This is a genomic window from Qipengyuania sp., from assembly GCF_965277845.1.
In the GTDB taxonomy this organism is placed as follows: Bacteria; Pseudomonadota; Alphaproteobacteria; order Sphingomonadales; family Sphingomonadaceae; genus Qipengyuania.
In genome coordinates this window covers 2,690,856-2,708,720 of record NZ_OZ255844.1, presented here as the reverse complement: position 1 = coordinate 2,708,720, position 17,865 = coordinate 2,690,856, and the positions used below count along the sequence as shown (strand labels likewise).

Here is a 17,865-nt window from a genome sequence, read left to right as displayed (position 1 = left end):
TTGGGCTTAAACAGCAATTAACCGCTTTGGTGGCAGGCTGTGGCGATGGCGTATCACTCTACCGGCTTCGATGCCGCACTTGCCACCGCGGCAGGCGACGATCCGTCGCTCAGGAACGAACTGCGCGCGGCCTTCGCCGACAGCGTCGCGCGCCAATTGGACCTGTTGCGTCGCGCCCGGTGCGACGGCAATTGGGAAGTCGCCGCCAGCAGGTTGCACGCCATTGCGGCGAGTTTTCACGCCCCGGAACTGATGGACCTTGCTGAAGAAGCGCGTACCGCTGCGCCAGGTGAGCCCACGGTTCTCCAGCGCATAGACACTTTCGTCGAAGCTCTGGCCTGAGGGAAAAAAGGGCTCGCGACTTGGCGGGCGGTGGCAGACAGCCCTAGAAGCCGGGTTCGTTCAACCCTCGCAATCGGAGTTCAGCGTGCGCGTCGCCCTGCTGTCAGTCCTCGATGGCCCAGCCGAACCGCGCAAGATCCCTGCGCCGTTCCGCATGCTCGCGGGCGCGCGCCTGGTCGAGCGGCAACTCGATATCGCGCTGGCCGCGGGCTGCGAGAGCATCGCCTGCCTCGCCACCACGGTCGGCCGCGAAGTCATCGATCTGCAGCACCGCGCGGAGGCAGCAGGCGCGCGCTTCATCGCGATCCGCGAGCCGCGCAAGCTGTCGGGTATCGTGACTGCGCAGGACGAACTGCTGGTCCTCTCTTCCGGCGTCTTGCCCGACGAAGATTCGATTGTGCGGCATCTGGCCAAGCCAGGCGTGCTGGTCTTCCCGGAGGACCCGGCGGTGCAGCGCGGTTACGAGCGGATCGACGCGCATTTCGCCTGGGCCGGTGCGTTAATGGTGCGCGGTAATGCGGTCGAGCAACTCGCTCAGCTGCCGACGGATGTCGATACGCCCTCGGCGCTGTTGCGCATCGCCCTCCAGTCGGGGGTACGAACGCATCCGCTCGAAACGCGGCTGCTCGATGAACATGTCTGGCTGCGCGATCCGACAACCGAGGAACTCGCCATGCGCGAGCGGAGTTGGGTGGCGGGTCATGCCGACGTCGCGCCGTTTACCGCACCGGGTTTGGCGATTGCCGAGCGTATGGGCGCGCGCCTCGCGCAGGACACAATGGGCGGACGACTGCCGCGTTTTCTTGCGCTCGGAGCCGCAGCAATGGGCCTTCTCGCCCTGTCGCTGGGTCTTGCCGGGTGGATATTGCCCGGCTTCGGCCTTGCGGCACTGGCGGTGTTGCTCTTTGCGATGGAAGAAGTGGTTCGCCGCATTTCCAATGCCGGCCAGGTACGCCCGAGCGTACCGGTTCTGGTCCAGGCGCTTAGGATTCTGCTGGACCCACTGCTGGTCGTGCTCGTCGCCATGGCATCACCCGAAGATACCACTTGGCTGCGACTGTTCGTGCCTGCGGTGTTGTTCGGTTTGCTGCATCTGGGGGAACGACTGAGTACGGCGCGCTGGCGTCGCAGCTACGCCGATCGCGTGCTGCTGACGCTGGGGCTATTGCCGGCCGTGCTGTTCGGCTTCGCGCAACCGGTTGTGGCGGTGCTATCGCTGGCGGTGCTGGTGACGCTTTTCCTCACGTCGGAACCAAGGGACTAACGCGCGCTTAACCATGTCGATGCTAAGCCCGAGCCATGCTGATGCCTGACGCTGCATCCCCCGAGGCCGCTGCCGATCGGGAACCCCTGCGCGACGCGATCGCGCGCGGCAACGCGATGCTTGCCCGGATCGCTCCCATCCTGTCGCATTTGCTGGCTACCCCCGACCATTCGCTGTTCAGCGACGAGATCGTCGCGCGGATCCGCGGCATGTGCCACAATCTCGCATGGCAGGTCCTGCGCGCGCAGGCCGAGGCTGCGGGGCAGGCGGGCAGCGAAGCCTTCGCCGAACGCCATGGCGAAGCGCTGGCCAAGCATTTTTTCGGCAGTCCCGCTCTGCTCGCGCATTGCCATGCGCTGGCGCTGGAATGGCAACTGACCGAACGGCTCGAGGCCCAATACGGCATCGACCCGGTGCTTTCCCCGCTGGTGCAGGAACTCATCGCTTCCGATGATAGCGCCCTTGCCAGCGCCGCGATGTCAGCGCTTACCGCGCAGGCACGCTTTGCGCAGACCCAACGCAGGATGGAATTGCCGCTGGGTGAGTTGCCCGGCGACCTGTTTCACGATTTGCTGATGGGCTGGCGCGCCTTTAGCGGACAATTGCGTTCCGATGCGATGATCCGCGCGGAAGCCAAGCTTCGCAACGCCTTTGACGAGGGAGCCGGTCGGCTATCGTTGCTCGGGCGGGTTGTCACCGGAATGGGCAATGCGGCGCTGCGGGCGCTCGATGTCGATCAGGCAGGTCCGGCGCTGTTTCTTTCTGCGCTGGCGGCACGCTCGGGGCAGTCGCGCGTCGCTGCGGTGCTCTCGACCCACCATCAGCAGACTGCGCGCCTTGCGCTGGGGTTGCGCGGGGCAGGGCTCGACAGCGCCGATGTCGAGCGACAGGTGCTGCGGCTCAATCCGCAAGCGATTCCGCCGCGCGAAATCGCCGGCATGGCTGCCGAGGAGGCGCGCGGCCTGCTTTCTCAATCCACGCCGGTCGGAGCGGGCTGACGATGGCCACCGTCGGAACCCGATACATTGCACGGGCCAGAGCGGATGCGGACCGCAAGCTTGTCGAGGCCGACGACCTGCTGGCGGAGCTGCAGCAGGCCTGTGGCGGTTCCATCGGGTCGCGGATTGCAATTCCCGAGCTTCTGGCGCTCGTCGAAAAGGCGCAGCGTTACGGCCTGCGCCTTGCGCGCCAGTTCGAGGCCATCGACGGCGAGAAGCGAATTACGGCCTGGGTCGAGATTTCCCCGATCACAGACGAATCGGGCGAGGCCGACGGCTGCGCGATCGACGTGGTCAGCTGGCATAGTGAGGAGCTACCGCCCGAAAACGATATCGATGCAGCGCGGCGCCGCGTCGAGATCAATCGTCACCTTGCCGACTGCACCGCAAGGCTCGACTCGAACCAGCGTCTGCTGTCGATCGACACCGAAGCCGCCGACCTTGTCGATTTAGCCGAGAAGGCGCAGGCCAATGTCGGCAAGCCGTGGACCGACCTGGTACGCCTGCCTGGCAATACGCATCGCCAACCGCTCCATTGGCGGCTGCTCGACGGCGCAAGGTGCGAAATCGACGGTTCGGGACGCAGCTGGACTGCACATCTCGAACCGCTGGGCCAGCCGCAGCCGGGCAGTTCCGGTTTCGTTCTCTATCTCACCGCCGACAGCCCGCTCGCGGAGGATGGTTCGGGCGCTGACAGCGATAGCGAAGACGGACCATCCTTTGGCCGCGACCTCACGCCGGTCCTGCGCCAGCCGATCAATCGCATCATCGCCAATGCCGAAACGATCCGGACCAAGCTGGCGGGGCCTTTGGCCGATGAATACAGCTCCTACGCATCCGACATCGCCACCGCGGCGCAACACCTGCTTGCGCTGATCGACGATCTTTCGGATCTCGAAGTGGTCGAATCGGAGGATTTCGCGACCGCTCCCGACCGGATCGAGCTGGCCGACGTCGCCCGCCGTGCCTGCGGCATCCTGGGTGTGCGGGCGCGCGAGAAGGGCATTACGCTGGTCGCGCCGCCGGAAGGAGAAAGCCAGCTGGCCATCGCCGAATTCCGCCGGGTGCTGCAAATCCTGCTCAATCTGGTCGGGAATGCGATCCGCTATTCACCCGATGACAGCCAGGTGTGGATCCGGCTCGACCGGATCGGTAATCGCGCCTTGATCACTGTGGCCGACCAGGGTCATGGGCTCGAGGAGGAACAGCAGCAGCAGGTGTTCGAGAAGTTCGAACGGCTCGGGCGCAGCGGTGATGGCGGCTCTGGCCTTGGGCTCTACATTTCGCGGCGGATTGCGCGCGCGATGGATGGCGATCTGACGGTGGAGAGCGCGCCGGGACAAGGCGCGCGCTTTACCCTGTCGGTTCCGGCAGCCGAGGATCTGCGCGAAAAACCGCGCTGATCAACCGCGGCGCGATCCGCTGCGAAACAGGAACAGACCGACCATAAAGGTTATCGCGCCATAAAGCGCCCATTCGCGTTCGGCGAGCATGAAGCTGTCGGCGGGCCACATAACGAGGCCCAGACCCTGGAGCGTCCACAGGCCTCCGGAGAGCATCAATGCCGCTCCGAAGGCCATGAGGACGAAACCCATGTCAGCGCTGGCCGATGGCTACGTAGTCGCGCTCGGTCGGGCCGGTATAGAGCTGGCGCGGGCGGCCGATCACCTGCGCGGGGTCCGAGATCATCTCGTTCCACTGTGCGACCCAGCCGACCGTGCGGGCGAGGGCGAAGAGCGCGGTGAACATGGTCGTCGGGAAGCCGATCGCCGAGAGGATGATGCCCGAATAGAAGTCGACGTTGGGGAAAAGCTTCTTTTCCTTGAAGTAATCGTCGTTGAGCGCAAGCTCTTCGAGTTGAAGCGCGGTCTCGAACACCGGATCGGTGACGTTGAGTGCCTCGAACACCTCGCGCACGGTCTTCTGCATGACCGTCGCGCGCGGGTCGTAGTTCTTGTAGACGCGGTGGCCGAAGCCCATCAGGCGGAAGGGATCGTTCTTGTCCTTGGCGCGCTCAATATAGTGCGGGATGCGATCGGGCGTGCCGATCTCCTGCAACATGTTGAGCGCGGCCTCGTTCGCGCCGCCATGCGCCGGGCCCCACAGGCAGGCGATACCGGCCGCGATGCAGGCGAACGGGTTGGCACCCGACGAGCCGGCAAGACGCACGGTCGAGGTCGAGGCATTCTGTTCGTGGTCGGCGTGGAGGATGAAGATCCGGTCCATCGCCTTTTCGACTGCCGGGTGCAGCTCGTATTCCTCGGCCGGAACGCCGAACGTCATGCGCAGGAAATTACCCGTATAGCTAAGCGAGTTGTCCGGCTGCATCATGGGCTGGCCGACCGAGTACTTATAAGCGGCGGCGGCGATCGTCGGCATCTTCGCGATCAGGCGATGGCTGCTGATCTTGCGGTGCTCGGGATCCGAAATATCGGTGCTGTCATGATAGAAGGCCGACAGTGCGCCGACCACGCCGCACATGATGGCCATCGGGTGCGCATCGCGCCGAAAGCCCTGGTAGAACTGGCGCAGCTGGTCATGCAGCATGGTGTGCCGCGTGATCGTATAGGTGAAATCGTCCAGTTCGGCCTGCTGCGGCAGCTCGCCGTTGAGGAGCAGATAGGCGACTTCCATGAAGCTCGAATTTTCGGCCAGCTGGCCGATCGGATAGCCGCGGTGCAGGAGGACGCCTTCCTCGCCGTCGATATAGGTCAATGCACTTTCACAGCTGGCGGTGGACTTGTAGCCGGGGTCGTAGGTGAATTTCCCGGTCGTACCGTACAGCTTGCGGATGTCGACCACGTCGGGCCCGACGCTGCCCTGCAGCACGGGGAATTCCTGGGTCTGACCGCCCAGATCGAGGGTTGCCTGCTTGTCGGCCACGCGTTTCTCCTACTCGTTCTCTTTGGTGCCTGAGGGCGAGGCCTGCGCATCGATACGCAGGAGCGACTCTTCCTTGCCCAGCAGGACCAGCACATCGAAAATGCCGGGCGACGTGGTCGTGCCCGTCAGCGCTGCGCGCATGGGTTGCGCGAGCTTGCCGAGACCCAGTTCGAGCTGCTCGGCATACGATTTCGTAGTGGCTTCCAGCGCCTCGATTGTCCAGTCATTTTGCACATGCAGCATTTTTGACAATCCGGCGAGGCGCGCACGTGCGTCGTCATCGAGAAGCTTGGCGGCCTTCTCTGTCATTTCCAGCGGGTGTTCGGCAAAAAGAAAGGCTGCGCCCTCAGTGAGTTCGTTGACGGACTTCGCGCGCGTTTTCAGCACGGGCATAGCCTCGGCAAGCAGTTTTGTGTCTGCTTCCGGTCCCATCCTGGCGGCCACGATTTCCGCCAGTCGAGCATCGTCCGCCTCGCGGATGTAGTGGCCGTTGAGATTCAGCATCTTCTTGCTGTCGAAGCGCGCCGGTCCCTTGCCAACGCCGTCGAGGTCGAACAGTTCGATGGCTTCGCGCTTCGTGATCTCTTCGCGGTCGCCATGGCCCCAACCAAGACGCAAGAGGTAATTGAACAGCGCTTCGGGAAGGATGCCTTCCTCGTCACGATAGGCTTCGACGCCGACAGCGCCGTGCCGCTTCGACATTTTCGCACCGTCGGGCCCGTGGATCAGGGGGACGTGAGCGTAGACCGGATCCGGCCAGCCACCCTCTATCTGGTCCATCGCCCGTATGATCGGCAATTGACGGAAGGCATTGTTGAGATGGTCGTCGCCGCGGATGATATGGGTGACGCCCATGTCGTGATCGTCGACCACAACGGCGAGCATGTAGGTCGGCGTTCCATCGGCGCGGAGCAGGACGTAATCGTCGATCTCGGCGTTGTTTACCGTGACCTTGCCCTGAACGGCGTCCTCGATCGTCGTCTCACCTTCGGTCGGCACCTTCAGCCGGATCACGAAGGGCGCGCCGTCGGGCGCTTCGCTCTCGTCGCGGTCGCGCCAGCGCCGGTCGTAGCGCATCGGCTGCTTGTTCGCGCGTTGCTGGGCGCGCATCTCCTCGAGTTCCTCGGGCGTGGCAAAACATCTATAGGCATGGCCCGCCTCGAGCAACTTATGTGCGACTTCGGCATGGCGTTCGGCGCGGTCGGACTGAAACACCGGTGCCTCGTCAAAATCGAGGCCCAGCCAGTCGAGCCCGTCGATAATCTTTTCGATCGCATCGGGGGTGCTGCGCTTACGGTCTGTGTCCTCGATCCGCAGCAACGCGCGGCCGCCATGATGCCGCGCATAGAGCCAGTTGAACAACGCCGTTCGCGCCCCGCCGATATGGAGGTAGCCGGTCGGCGAGGGAGCGAAGCGGGTGACGACCTGCCGGGTCTTGCTGCCACTAACGCTTGCCATTGTCTCTCGCTTCCTTTCAAACACTTGCATGGCGACACGGGGGACGCCTTCGATACCGATGGGGGAGGCGGGCGACGAGGCCCGCAATATGGTGCCGCGCCCTTGGCGCATGAGCGCTCTCTTGTCCAGTTTTGCGCGGCGTTTCGAGGCATTTCTCGCCGCTGCGGAATTCGATCGCGGACCGTGGCTGGTGGTCGCCTTCGCAGCCGGGATCGGGTTCTGGTTCTATCTCGGCACCCCCTGGCAATGGCTGGCGGTCATGGCAGGCGGAGTCGCCGCGGCGATGCTGGCGTTGGCCACATGGCGGAGCGACGAGCGCCGCGTCTATACGCTTACTGCGGCGCTCTCGGTCGGGCTGGCCTTGGCAGCAGGGACCGCCCTGGTCTGGGCGCGTTCGGCGATGGTCGGTGCGGAACCGATACCCCATCCGCGCTTCGAACTAATCGATGGCCGCATCCTGGAACGCGAGGAGCAACCTGCAGAAGACCGCGTGCGCCTTGTCCTTGCGGCGCGCGATGCCGAGAGCGGACGCGCGGTTGCCTATCGCGTCAACCTTCCGGTCGATGCGGATCGCAGGATTTTCCGCGAAGGCGCCCGTATCCGCCTTGCGGCGCGCCTGATGCCGCCGTCGCCGCCGATCGTGCCAGGCGCCTACAATTTCGCGCGGCGTGCTTGGTTCGAGGGGCTGTCGGCAACCGGTTCGGTGGTGGGCGCGGTAGAATTGGTGGAGCCGCCACCGCCGGCGGAGTTATCTCTGGCGTCGATCCAGCGGCACCTGTCTGCGCATGTGCGCGCCAACCTCGGAGGCACCTCGGGTGCAATCGCCGCGACACTGGCCAGCGGCGACCGCGGCGCGATCCCCGAAGCCGACGAGGAGGCGATGCGCGATTCCGGGCTGACGCATCTGCTGTCGATCAGCGGTTTGCATGTCAGCGCAATCATTGCGGCGACCTACCTCGTCGCACTCAAGTTGCTCGCGCTGTGGCCTTGGCTCACTTTGCGCGTGCGCTTGCCCCTGGTCGCGGCGGGCGCGGCGGCATTGGCAGGGATCGGCTATACGCTGCTGACCGGTGCCGAGGTTCCGACCGTGCGCAGCTGCATCGGAGCCTTGTTGGTGCTTGTCGCCCTGGCGCTGGGGCGCGAGCCGCTGTCATTGCGAATGGTCGCGATCGCGGCGGGCGTGGTGCTCGCGCTGTGGCCGGAATCCCTGGTCGGGCCGAGCTTCCAGATGAGTTTCGCTGCGGTGATCGCGATCGTAGCGTTGCACAATGTCCAGCGGATAAGGGACTTTCTGGCGCCGCGCGAGGAGAGCTGGGTGCGGCGCTTTGGCAGGCGGGCAGCCATATTGTTCCTGACCGGGCTGGTGATCGAGCTGGCGTTGATGCCGATCGTGCTTTTCCACTTCCATCGTGCCGGTGTCTACGGCGCGGCGGCCAACCTGATCGCCATTCCGTTGGTGACTTTCGTATCCATGCCATTGGTAGCGCTGGCCTTGCTCCTCGATCTCGCAGGCGCGGGAGCCCCGGCATGGTGGCTCGTCGGACAGTCGCTCGACCTCTTGCTGGCCATCGCGCACTTCTTTGCCGAGCAGCCGGGTTCGGTAAAGCTTGCCCCGCGGATCGGTATGGGGGCGATGGTGCTCTACTTAGCTGGGGCGCTTTGGCTGGCTTTCTGGCAGGGCGGAGCCCGGCTTTGGGGACTCGCGCCGGTTGCGGTCGCTGCAGGAATGATGGCGACGGCGCCCGTGCCCGATATTCTCATTACCCGTGACGGGCGCGATATCGGCGTTGCGAACGAAGACGAACGCTTGCTGGTTTTGCGGGACAGCGAGGGCGGTTATGCGCGGGACAACCTTCTCGAGCTGGCAGGGACCGACCTTGTACCGATCCCGCTATCGCAATGGCCACGCAGCAAGTGTAGTGCCGAATTCTGCACGCTGTCGATTGCTCGGGAAGGGCGCGACTGGTCGATACTGGTCGCCCGCAACCGCGATCTCGTCGCAGAGCGAGCTTTGGCAGCGGCCTGCCGAAATTCCGATATCGTGGTCGCCGACCGTTTTCTGCCGCGAAGTTGCAAACCGCGCTGGCTCAAGGCCGACCGGCGGTTCCTCGATCGCGAGGGCGGTACTGCGATCTATCTGGATGCACCGCGCATCGAAACCGTTGCGCAGGACGAGGGCGAGCATGGCTGGTGGCGCGCATCCGCCCGCTGAGAACCGCGGGGCAATGCCCGTCAGTGATAGCGCCGCAGCAGCCCTGCGAGCTTGCCCTGAACCTGCACGCGGTGCGGTTCGTAGACTTGCGGCTCGTAAGCGCCATTGGCGGGATCGAGCACGACCCGTCCACCATCCTTGCGCAGATACTTGAGCGTCGCTTCCTCATTATCGACCAGTGCCACTACGATCTCGCCGTCGCGTGCGCTGTCGGCGCGTTTCACCAGCGCGTAATCGCCATCGAAAATGCCCGCCTCGATCATCGAGTCGCCCGAGACCTCGAGCGCATAATGTTCGCCGGGGCCGAGCAGGGCGGCAGGAACCGGCATGCTCGACTGCCCTTCGATCGCCTCGATCGGCGCGCCGGCGGCAATCCGGCCATGGAGCGGTACGTCGATTATGTCGTTCGCAGGATCAGGCGCGACGGCTTTCGCGGGCATGGCGGCGCTGACAGGATCGTTCGCCGGAGCAGGCCTCGGCGTGCCCATCACTGCATCCTCGGGCAGTTTGACGACTTCGAGCGCGCGGGCGCGATTGGGCAGGCGGCGAATGAAGCCGCGTTCCTCGAGCGCGGAAATCAACCGGTGAACGCCCGATTTGCTCTTGAGGTCGAGCGCTTCCTTCATCTCCTCGAAACTCGGCGAAATGCCGGTCTCTTCCAGCCGCTGCTGGATGAAGCGGATCAATTCGTGCTGCTTGGCGGTCAGCATGTTGCGCACTCCCGTTTCGCCTGTTCACAAACCTGTGAACGAATGCGGAACAAGTAAGCAACCTGATTCGCCAGGTCAAGCAATAGCGTCATTTTCGAACGGTTTGCGGTGGAACAATTGTTCCCGGTTCGGTCCGGCGTGGAGAGTTCAACCGCCAAGCAGCGCTCTCGTCGCTGCCTCGACATCGGCCTGGCGCATCAGGCTTTCTCCGACGAGGAAACTGCGCACTCCCGAGCGTGCCAGACGCTCGCAATCGGCATGGGTGGCAATTCCGCTTTCGCCGACCAGAAGGGCATTGTGAGGCGCGATCGCGGCCAGCGTTTCGGTGTTCGCGAGATCGGTGGTGAAGGTCTTGAGATCGCGATTGTTCACCCCGATCAATCGCGACTGGAGACAGGTTGCACGCTCTAGTTCGGTGCGATCGTGAACTTCGACCAGCACGTCCATCTTGTGTTCGATCGCCGCCGCTTCGATCTCGACCATCGCGCCGTCCTCGAGTGCAGCAACGATGATCAGGATCGCATCGGCACCGATTGCCCGGGCTTCGGCGACCTGCCACGGATCGACCATGAAATCCTTGCGCAGGACGGGCAGGGCGCAGGCCGCGCGGGCTTCGACCAGATAGTCCTCGTGCCCCTCGAAATAGGGCGCATCGGTCAGCACAGAGAGGCACGCAGCGCCGCCCGCTGCATAGGCGTGGGCATGGTCGGCGGGGCGGAAATCTTTGCGTATCAGACCCTTGGAGGGAGATGCTTTCTTGATCTCTGCGATCAGCCCGAAGCCCTCGGCTTGTGCTCGCGAAAGAGCTGCTTGGAACCCGCGGGGGGCGGTTTGTTCCTTGGCTAGGGCTTCGAGATCGGCAAGCGAGCGGCGCGCCTTGCGTGCAGCCACTTCCTCGCGCTTGGTCGCGCAGATTTCCTCCAGCTTGTTCATGTCACGCGGCCATTGCGATCCAGTTGCCGAGCAGAGCCTTGGCCTTGCCCGAATCCAGCGCTTCTGCAGCGATCTCGGCACCTTCGGTCCAGTCGTCGGTACGATCGGCGACCATCAGCGTGGCAGCGGCATTGAAAAGAACGGCATCGCGATAGGGACCCGGAGTACCGCTGAGCAGTGCCTCCAGCGCGCGCGCATTGTGGTCCGGATCGCCGCCGCGAATGGCTTCGACAGGTGCGTGCGGTAGATTGGCCTGAACCGCGACCACCCGACGCATTTCGAATTCGTTGCCCTTAACATCGGCCAGTTCATTGCCGCCCGCGAGGCTCAACTCGTCGAGCCCCTCGTCCCCCGATGCGATGAAGGTGCGATCGGTCCCCAGCTTGGCCTTTGCCGCAGCGTAGATCGGCACATAGGCGGGCCGCGCGATGCCGATGAGCTGGCGACGCACACCGGCAGGGTTCGACAGCGGACCCATAAGATTGAAGATCGTACGCACGCCCAATTTCTGGCGAATGGGCTGGATCCGCCCCATCGCCGGATGATGGTTCTTGGCGAAAAGGAAACAAATCCCCAGTTCCGCCAGGGTCTTCTCGGCGCTTCTTCCCGCCGCTTCCATGTCGAGACCGAGCGCCTCCAGCGTGTCGGCCGCGCCCGATTTGCTGCTGGCCGCGCGATTGCCGTGTTTGGCAACGGGCACGCCGCAGGCAGCGACGACCAGGCTGACCGCTGTCGACACATTGAGCGTGTGATGGCCGTCGCCGCCGGTGCCGCAACAATCCACCGTCCCTTCGGGCGCATCGACCGGGATCAGCCGCGCGCGCAACGCTCGCGCCGCCCCGGCGATCTCGTCAGAGGTTTCGCTCCGCGCCGACATGTCGACGAGAAACCTCGCGATGTCCTCGTCTGACGTTTCGCCATCGAGAATCCAGCCAAAGACCTCTTCGGCCTCCTGCTCGCCAAGGTGCTGCTTTGCGTCGGGAAGTCGTTTCATGCCGGGACCTTGGCGGCGATACCGCAGATGTCGAGGAAGTTGGCGAGCAGCGCGTGACCGTGCTCGGTGGCAATGCTTTCTGGGTGGAACTGGACGCCGTGGATCGGCAGCTCGCTGTGGCGAAAGCCCATCACGCTGCTGCCGTCGAGGCCGGGCGTCTCGCTGGTGGCGTTGATTTCGAGGCAATCGGGAATGTTCTCGACCACCAGCGAATGATAGCGCGTCGCCGTGAAGGGCGAGGGCAGGCCGGCAAAGACCCCGTTGGCATCATGCGTCACCGGTGACGTCTTGCCGTGCATCAGCCCGCCACGGACGACCCGCCCACCGAAATGCTGGCCGATGGACTGATGGCCGAGACACACGCCGAGTAGCGGCTTGCCTGCATCGGCGCACGCCGCCACGAGGTCGAGGCTGACCCCCGCCTCGTTCGGCGTGCAGGGGCCGGGCGAGATCAGAAAGCCCGCGTGATCTGTGGCCAGCGCCTCACTCGCCGAAATGGCGTCATTGCGCACCACCTCCACACTCGCGCCCATTTCCATGAGATAGTGGACGAGATTGAAGGTGAAGCTGTCGTAATTGTCGATTACGAGGATGGTGCGAGTGTCGGTCATTCGTGGCGTCAATGAAGCTCTGGCGCCGTGCTTTCAAGCAAGGAAAGCTGCGAGAGGCGAAACGTCAACGTGGCGTTACGCCCGCTTGCCGGCCAGCTGGTCGGTCGCGCGGACCAGGCCGTCGACGATACCGGGCTCGCTGGCGCTGTGTCCGGCGTCGTCCACCATCCACAACTCGGCTTCGGGCCAGGCCTTTTTCAGAGCCCAGGCAGCACTTGGCGGAGTGCAGATGTCATGGCGGCCCTGCACGATGATTCCGGGAATACCGGACAGCCTCCCGACCTTCCCGAGCAACTCGTTCTCCTCGAGGAAGAACCCCTCGAGAAAGAACTTGGCGCAGATCCGTGCGAAGGGAACCGCCTTGGCCGGATCGCCGAAGCTTTCGAGCAGGGATTCGTTGGGCAGCAGCGTAGCGACATGGCCTTCCCACAGCGACCATTCGCGCGCCGCCGCCAGCCGTGTGGCCTCGTCCTCGCTCGTCAGTCGATTGTAGTAAGCGCGCACGAGATCGCCCCGCTCCGGTTCGGGGATGAGGCCGATGAACTCGTCCCACTGCTCGGCCATGATTTCGCTTGCGCCGTAGCCGTAGAGCCAAGTCTTTTCCTGCTCGCGCGCTAGGAACACGCCGCGCAGCACGAGTTCGCTGACACGTTCGGGATATTTCTCCGCATAGGCCAGGGCGAGGGTCGAACCCCAGCTGCCTCCGAATGCCTGCCATTTTTCGTGACCGCACATCTCGCGCAAACGCTCGATGTCCTCGACGATCCGCCAGGTATCGTTGTGCTCGATCTCGGCGAAGGGTAGCGACTTGCCGCAGCCGCGCTGGTCGAACAGCAGCACGTCGTAGAGCTCCGGATCCCACTGGCGACGATGGTCGGGCGACATGCCGCCGCCGGGACCTCCGTGGAGGAAAACCGCAGGCTTCGCGCCCCTGGTGCCGACCCGCTCCCAATGGAGTGAATGGCCTTCGCCGACATCGAGCATGCCGGTTTCGAAGGGTTCGATCTCGGGATAGAGCGTGCGGCGGGCTTCGGTCATTCGGAGGCCTTCTTCTTGACGACGACGATGGGACCGATGGGCGCCCCCGTGTCGAGCCGGTCGGTGGAGGGGTTCCACATCAGCGAGACGTTTCCATCGAGGAACAGCGCGTTCTTGACGTCCAGCTCGTCCTTGTAGAACCGGGCGAGCTTGCCGAAAGAGATCGGCGCGTTCGATATCACGAAATGCGCTCGGCCATCGTCATCGACGCCGACGGCGTTGCGGACCAGGCGAGAAGGCCCGTCATGCGTGATCGTGGGGTGAATTTTGCCGTCGATAACCAGCATCGGTCCCGACTGGGTGCCGAATTCCGGGCGTTCAGTGACATTCGCCAGGAAGCTGTCGGTACTGCGGACAACCCATTCGCCGCCGCTGCCGTAGAACACGCCATTGGGCTTCATGTGGAAATTGCCCTCGCCATCGGCGGTGTTGAGCGTTTGCAGGCGCTGCGAGTTCTCGACGAAATACCCGATCGGCTTGCCTTCGTCGTCGAACATGCCTGCGTTCATCGCAAAGGCGATGGTGTCGATTTCCTGAGCGCGGGCGAAATCCGTCAGGCTTCGATAGGGTGGAGCGCCGTCGGGCGCGAGTTCCATTGCGATGCTGTGCCGCGAGGGAACCGCCAGGCAGTGGCTGAGCGGCGTGTCCTCGAAAATGATCGCTCGACAGGCGCTCTCGACCTGGCTCGCAAGTGTTGCGGTCGGGCTTGGTTCGGGAGTGGGAGACGCGGTGGGCTGCTGCCCGTCGATGCGCGCACGCGCGACGGGTTCGCCTTCGGGCTGTACTTCACAGGCTGTCAGCGCAAGCAAAACCAGCGCAGCGATAGTTGTTCTCATTGACCGAACCCGGGCTCCATCGCGAGGCGTACGGCTTCCTTCGCCGCAGCGAGCAGCGCACCCGCCTTCGCTTCGCATTCTCTTTGTTCATAGGCTGGATCGCTATCGGCGACGATCCCGGCGCCTGCCTGCACATGCATCGTACCGTCTTTGACCACGGCGGTGCGCAGGACGATGCAACTGTCGACAGAGCCGTCCGGCGCGAAATAGCCCACACCGCCGGCATAGGGGCCGCGGGTGGCCGGTTCGAGTTCCGCGATGATCTCGCACGCACGCACCTTGGGCGCGCCGCTTACGGTGCCTGCCGGAAATCCGGCGAACAGCGCGTCGATCGCATCCTTCGACGGATCGAGCCGTCCGGTGACATTGCTGACGATATGCATGACGTGGCTGTAACGCTCGACGGTGAAGCTCTCGGTGACGGTGACGCTGCCCGATTCAGCCACCCGGCCCACGTCGTTGCGCCCCAGGTCGAGCAGCATCAAGTGCTCGGCCCGCTCTTTCGGGTCGGACAACAGCTCTAGTTCGGCGAGCCGATCTGCCGCCTGCGTTGCGCCGCGTGGACGGGTGCCGGCAATCGGCCGGATCGTCACTTCGCCGTCGCGCACGCGGACGAGGATTTCCGGGCTCGATCCGACGATGGCGAAGCCGGGCATGTCGAGGAAATAGAGGAATGGTGACGGATTTACGCGCCTCAGCGCGCGATAGAGCGCCATCGGTGGCAGCGCGAAGGGCGAGGTGAAGCGCTGCGAGAGCACGACCTGGAAGATGTCGCCAGCCTCGATGTAGTCCTTCGCGCGCAGGACCATGGCCTCGTAATCGGCTGCCGGCATAGTGGGGTCGAGCGCCGGTTCGGGATGGTCGGCAAGGTGATCGCTCGCATCCGCATGGGGCTGGACCAGCTTGCGCAGAACTTCGTCGATCCTGTCGCCTGCTCGCTCGATCGAGCCGCCCTGCCATACCGGTGCAATGCAGAAAAGCGCATCGCTGAGCCGGTCGAACACCAGCAAGACGGTGGGGCGCACGAACAGCATGTCTGGGAGGTCGAGTGGATCTTCAGGTGGGCGCGGCAGCTTTTCGACCAGTCCGATGGTTTCATATCCGAAATGGCCGACAAGGCAGGCCAGCGCCGGCGGCAGTTCCTCGGGCACGGAGCAGCGGCACGAGTCGACCAGCGCGCGCAGGCTGTCGAGTGTTCCGTGCTGGCAAGGTTCGAAGCCATCGCGCGCGAATTGCCATTGCGGATTGATCTCGGCGCGGTCGCCGGTGGCGCGGAACACCAGGTCGGGATCGAGCCCGATGAGGCTGTAGCGCCCGCGCACCTCGCCGCCCTCCACCGATTCGAGCAGAAAGTCGCCGCGACCGTCCTCGAACAGCTTGAGCGCAGCGCCAACCGGTGTTTCGGTATCGGCCACGATTTCGCGCCACACCAGCGCGGGAGTGCCCTGCGCCAGCGCTTCGCGCGCCCGTTCGACGCCCTTCAGGCCGCTGCCCAAGCGCGCCTCAGTTGCCGGTGAGCTGTCTGCGGACAGCATCGATGGCCGTCTGATTGCGCGACACGCCCAGTTCCTGCCGCATCGCCAGCCCGAGCTGTTCGGCATATTCGTCGCCCAGCAGCGGGCCCATCTGGCGCTGAGCCTGCGCGATCAGCGGGTCGTCCTGGGCGATATCGTCCATCGCGATCTCGTCGACCTTGACCACGAAGAAACCGGCATTCCCTCCCGCGTCGAGTTTTTTGACCGTGCCTTCGGCCATGCTGAAGAGCAACGCAATTGGCGGTGGAATGCGCCGCTCGCGCTGGCGCGCGAGGTCTTCGCGGGTCATGTCGATCGACTGGGCTGGGGGCACCCGGCGGTCTTCCGCAGCGAGAGCATCGGCGATCGAGTCGCCATTGCGGAGGCGGGCAATCACGCGGTCGGCCGCTGCCTGTGCCGCCTTCATCCCTTCGCTGGACCGCCAGCGCGCCTCGACCAGTTCCTCGATTTCTGCATAGGGAGCCACGGCAGCAGGGGTGATGTCGCCGACCTCGTAGACGAGATAGGTCTGTCCACCGTTGACCGGAGCGATCTCGGGCTCTTCCTCGTCCATTTGGAATGCCGTTGCCAGCGCGGGCTGCAAGACTTCGGGAACCGTTTGCTGCGGATTTTCGAACAGGCGGCCGTTGGCGAGCGCCGGGCCGACGGTCGTCAGCTCAAGGTCGATTTCGTCGGCCACTTCGGCCAGCGTGGCGCCATCGGCGAGCTGATCCTCGATTTCGGTCGCAAGGTCGGCGAGGCCGCGAACGCGCTTTTCCTCGCGCAAGCTGTCGGCGATCTCGCCTCGAACTTGGGCGAGGCTCTGGGCCGGTCGTGAGTCGATCGAATCGATGCGTGCCAGGTGCCAGCCGAGCGGGCTGCGTGCCGGTCGAGTCATCTCGCCACGTGCGGCGGAGAAGTAGGCGGCGGCGACAGCTGGCGAGGCCTGCGCGGCCAAGCCCTCTCTTGCGACATCGACGACCGGCGCAGCGCGCAGTCCGGCTTCGCGGGCAACCTGTTCGAAGGGTGCTCCGCCCTCCACCCGTTGCCGGATCGAGTTGGCCGCGGCTTCGGTGGGCACGATCAATTGGGTGAAATCGCGTGTCTCGCTAGCCGCATATTGCTCGGCGTCGCGCTCGTAACGTGCAGCGATCTCGGCAGCAGTCGGTTCGATGCGGTCGCCCAACGCAGCCGAATCGAAGGTTGCATAGCGGATCGTGCGACGCTCCGGGCGGACGAAATCGTCTCGGTTGTTATCGTAAAAGGCGCGTAGCACTTCCGCATCGGGCTCGCCCGAGGGAGCATAGGTTGCCGCGGGGAGGAGCGCGATCGAGCCCTCCCGGCGTTCCTTGAATAACTGCGCGTAGCGATAGGCCAGCTTGTCCGGAACGGTCGCGCCGAAGCCTGCCGGAAACAACATCTGCTGGGAAAGGAGGCCGATTCCGAGGTCCTCACGCACCTGTGCATCGGTAATGCGCTGTTGCGCCAGCGCCTGGCGATAGGTGTCTTCGCTGAAATTGCCATCGGGCCCGCGGAAGGCCGGGATCATCCGGATCTCGCTGTTGACCAGATTGTCGCCCGCACGAATGCCATGTTCGTCGGCATAGGCCTTGATCGCAGCCCTATTGATCAGGGCCTCCAGAGCCGAGTTCAAACCGCCGTCGCGAAGAAATTCCCGCATTGTCGCAGTGGGTTGTTCCTGCCTTACCCGGTCAAGGCTGTTGTTCGCGCCGCGCAACAGGTCCGAAGTCGAGATTTTTTCGTCACCCACCACCGCGACGCGGTCGCCGCCGGCAATACCACCGAAGGTCCCGGTGCTCGAAACATCGGCGCTGGCAAAGGCAAGAGCGATCAGGCCGAGGAACGCCAGCGCAATGGCAAGGCCGAGCTTCGTCTTGAAGAAATTGCGAAAAAACTGGAACATGGCGTGCGGGCGATCCCGTTGGCTGGCTGCTGTCGGTCAGGCGGTGCCTGGATGGGTTGGGGCGCTTTATCCCCCCTGCGACCCGTCGGCAACAGGTTGCAAAGGGTTTTGACGTGGGAACAATCCTTCTCTAGCGGAGCGCAGCTCA

General features: G+C 64.2%; 16 protein-coding genes. 5 read left to right on the top strand and 11 right to left on the bottom strand.

The features are described 5' to 3' along the window. Positions 1-45 precede the first annotated feature (45 nt). The 4 genes from ACQY4G_RS13255 to ACQY4G_RS13240 all read left to right on the top strand — a co-directional run bounded on the left by ACQY4G_RS13255 (position 46) and on the right by ACQY4G_RS13240 (position 4,007). Positions 46-342 (top strand): Hpt domain-containing protein, encoded by a 297-nt coding sequence (locus tag ACQY4G_RS13255; RefSeq protein WP_421991522.1) that lies wholly within the window; start codon positions 46-48, stop codon positions 340-342. Between the two features lie 85 nt (positions 343-427). Next, positions 428-1,606 (top strand): hypothetical protein, encoded by a 1,179-nt coding sequence (locus tag ACQY4G_RS13250; RefSeq protein ID WP_421991520.1) that lies wholly within the window; start codon positions 428-430, stop codon positions 1,604-1,606. A gap of 41 nt (positions 1,607-1,647) precedes the next feature. Beyond that, positions 1,648-2,604 carry a hypothetical protein gene (locus ACQY4G_RS13245; protein ID WP_421991518.1) on the top strand — a complete coding sequence of 319 codons (957 nt, stop codon included), beginning with the start codon at positions 1,648-1,650 and terminating at the stop codon, positions 2,602-2,604. Positions 2,605-2,606: 2 nt separating this feature from the next. Further along, the gene (locus ACQY4G_RS13240; RefSeq protein WP_421991516.1) at positions 2,607-4,007 is read left to right on the top strand and encodes a sensor histidine kinase; all 1,401 of its coding nucleotides are present in this window, start codon (positions 2,607-2,609) and stop codon (positions 4,005-4,007) included. Here ACQY4G_RS13240 and ACQY4G_RS13235 read toward each other — a convergent pair whose 3' ends face one another. From ACQY4G_RS13235 to gltX, 3 genes are read right to left on the bottom strand one after another with little or no spacing between them, the layout of a single operon-like run. Beyond that, positions 4,008-4,199: a hypothetical protein gene (locus ACQY4G_RS13235; RefSeq protein WP_067689255.1), complete on the bottom strand. Its 192-nt coding sequence runs from the start codon at positions 4,197-4,199 to the stop codon at positions 4,008-4,010. It abuts the gene before it with no gap. 1 nt (position 4,200) lies between these two features. Next, positions 4,201-5,487, bottom strand: coding sequence for a citrate synthase (locus ACQY4G_RS13230; protein ID WP_067689252.1), 1,287 nt, complete (start codon positions 5,485-5,487; stop codon positions 4,201-4,203). Between the two features lie 9 nt (positions 5,488-5,496). Then, positions 5,497-6,945 carry a glutamate--tRNA ligase gene (gene gltX / locus ACQY4G_RS13225; protein ID WP_421991514.1) on the bottom strand — a complete coding sequence of 483 codons (1,449 nt, stop codon included), beginning with the start codon at positions 6,943-6,945 and terminating at the stop codon, positions 5,497-5,499. A 28-nt stretch (positions 6,946-6,973) separates the two neighbouring features. Here gltX and ACQY4G_RS13220 point away from each other — a divergent pair, with 28 nt between their 5' ends. Then, positions 6,974-9,157: a ComEC/Rec2 family competence protein gene (locus ACQY4G_RS13220; RefSeq protein ID WP_421991512.1), complete on the top strand. Its 2,184-nt coding sequence runs from the start codon at positions 6,974-6,976 to the stop codon at positions 9,155-9,157. 20 nt (positions 9,158-9,177) lie between these two features. On the opposite strand, the gene lexA is transcribed toward ACQY4G_RS13220, so the two are convergent. The 8 genes from lexA to ACQY4G_RS13180 form a co-directional block, all read right to left on the bottom strand. After that, complete coding sequence (lexA, locus tag ACQY4G_RS13215; protein WP_067690318.1) at positions 9,178-9,867, bottom strand: transcriptional repressor LexA; 690 nt, start codon at positions 9,865-9,867, stop codon at positions 9,178-9,180. 147 nt (positions 9,868-10,014) lie between these two features. Next, positions 10,015-10,800, bottom strand: coding sequence for an indole-3-glycerol phosphate synthase TrpC (gene trpC / locus ACQY4G_RS13210; RefSeq protein WP_421991510.1), 786 nt, complete (start codon positions 10,798-10,800; stop codon positions 10,015-10,017). 1 nt (position 10,801) lies between these two features. Next, the gene (trpD, locus tag ACQY4G_RS13205; protein WP_421991508.1) at positions 10,802-11,794 is read right to left on the bottom strand and encodes an anthranilate phosphoribosyltransferase; all 993 of its coding nucleotides are present in this window, start codon (positions 11,792-11,794) and stop codon (positions 10,802-10,804) included. Next, positions 11,791-12,405, bottom strand: coding sequence for an anthranilate synthase component II (locus ACQY4G_RS13200; RefSeq protein ID WP_421991506.1), 615 nt, complete (start codon positions 12,403-12,405; stop codon positions 11,791-11,793). The genes trpD and ACQY4G_RS13200 overlap by 4 nt, the downstream gene beginning before the upstream one ends. A 75-nt stretch (positions 12,406-12,480) precedes the next feature. Continuing rightward, positions 12,481-13,443, bottom strand: coding sequence for a prolyl aminopeptidase (gene pip, locus ACQY4G_RS13195; protein WP_421991504.1), 963 nt, complete (start codon positions 13,441-13,443; stop codon positions 12,481-12,483). Next, entirely contained in the window at positions 13,440-14,279 is an 840-nt protein-coding gene (locus ACQY4G_RS13190; protein ID WP_421991502.1) for a phosphodiester glycosidase family protein, read from the bottom strand. The genes pip and ACQY4G_RS13190 overlap by 4 nt, the downstream gene beginning before the upstream one ends. Then, the gene (trpE, locus tag ACQY4G_RS13185; protein ID WP_421991500.1) at positions 14,276-15,814 is read right to left on the bottom strand and encodes an anthranilate synthase component I; all 1,539 of its coding nucleotides are present in this window, start codon (positions 15,812-15,814) and stop codon (positions 14,276-14,278) included. The genes ACQY4G_RS13190 and trpE overlap by 4 nt, the downstream gene beginning before the upstream one ends. Then, a complete protein-coding gene (locus tag ACQY4G_RS13180; protein WP_421991498.1) occupies positions 15,783-17,717 on the bottom strand; it encodes a SurA N-terminal domain-containing protein in 1,935 nt (644 codons plus the stop codon). Before ACQY4G_RS13180 ends, trpE begins: the two co-directional genes overlap by 32 nt. Positions 17,718-17,865 lie beyond the last annotated feature (148 nt).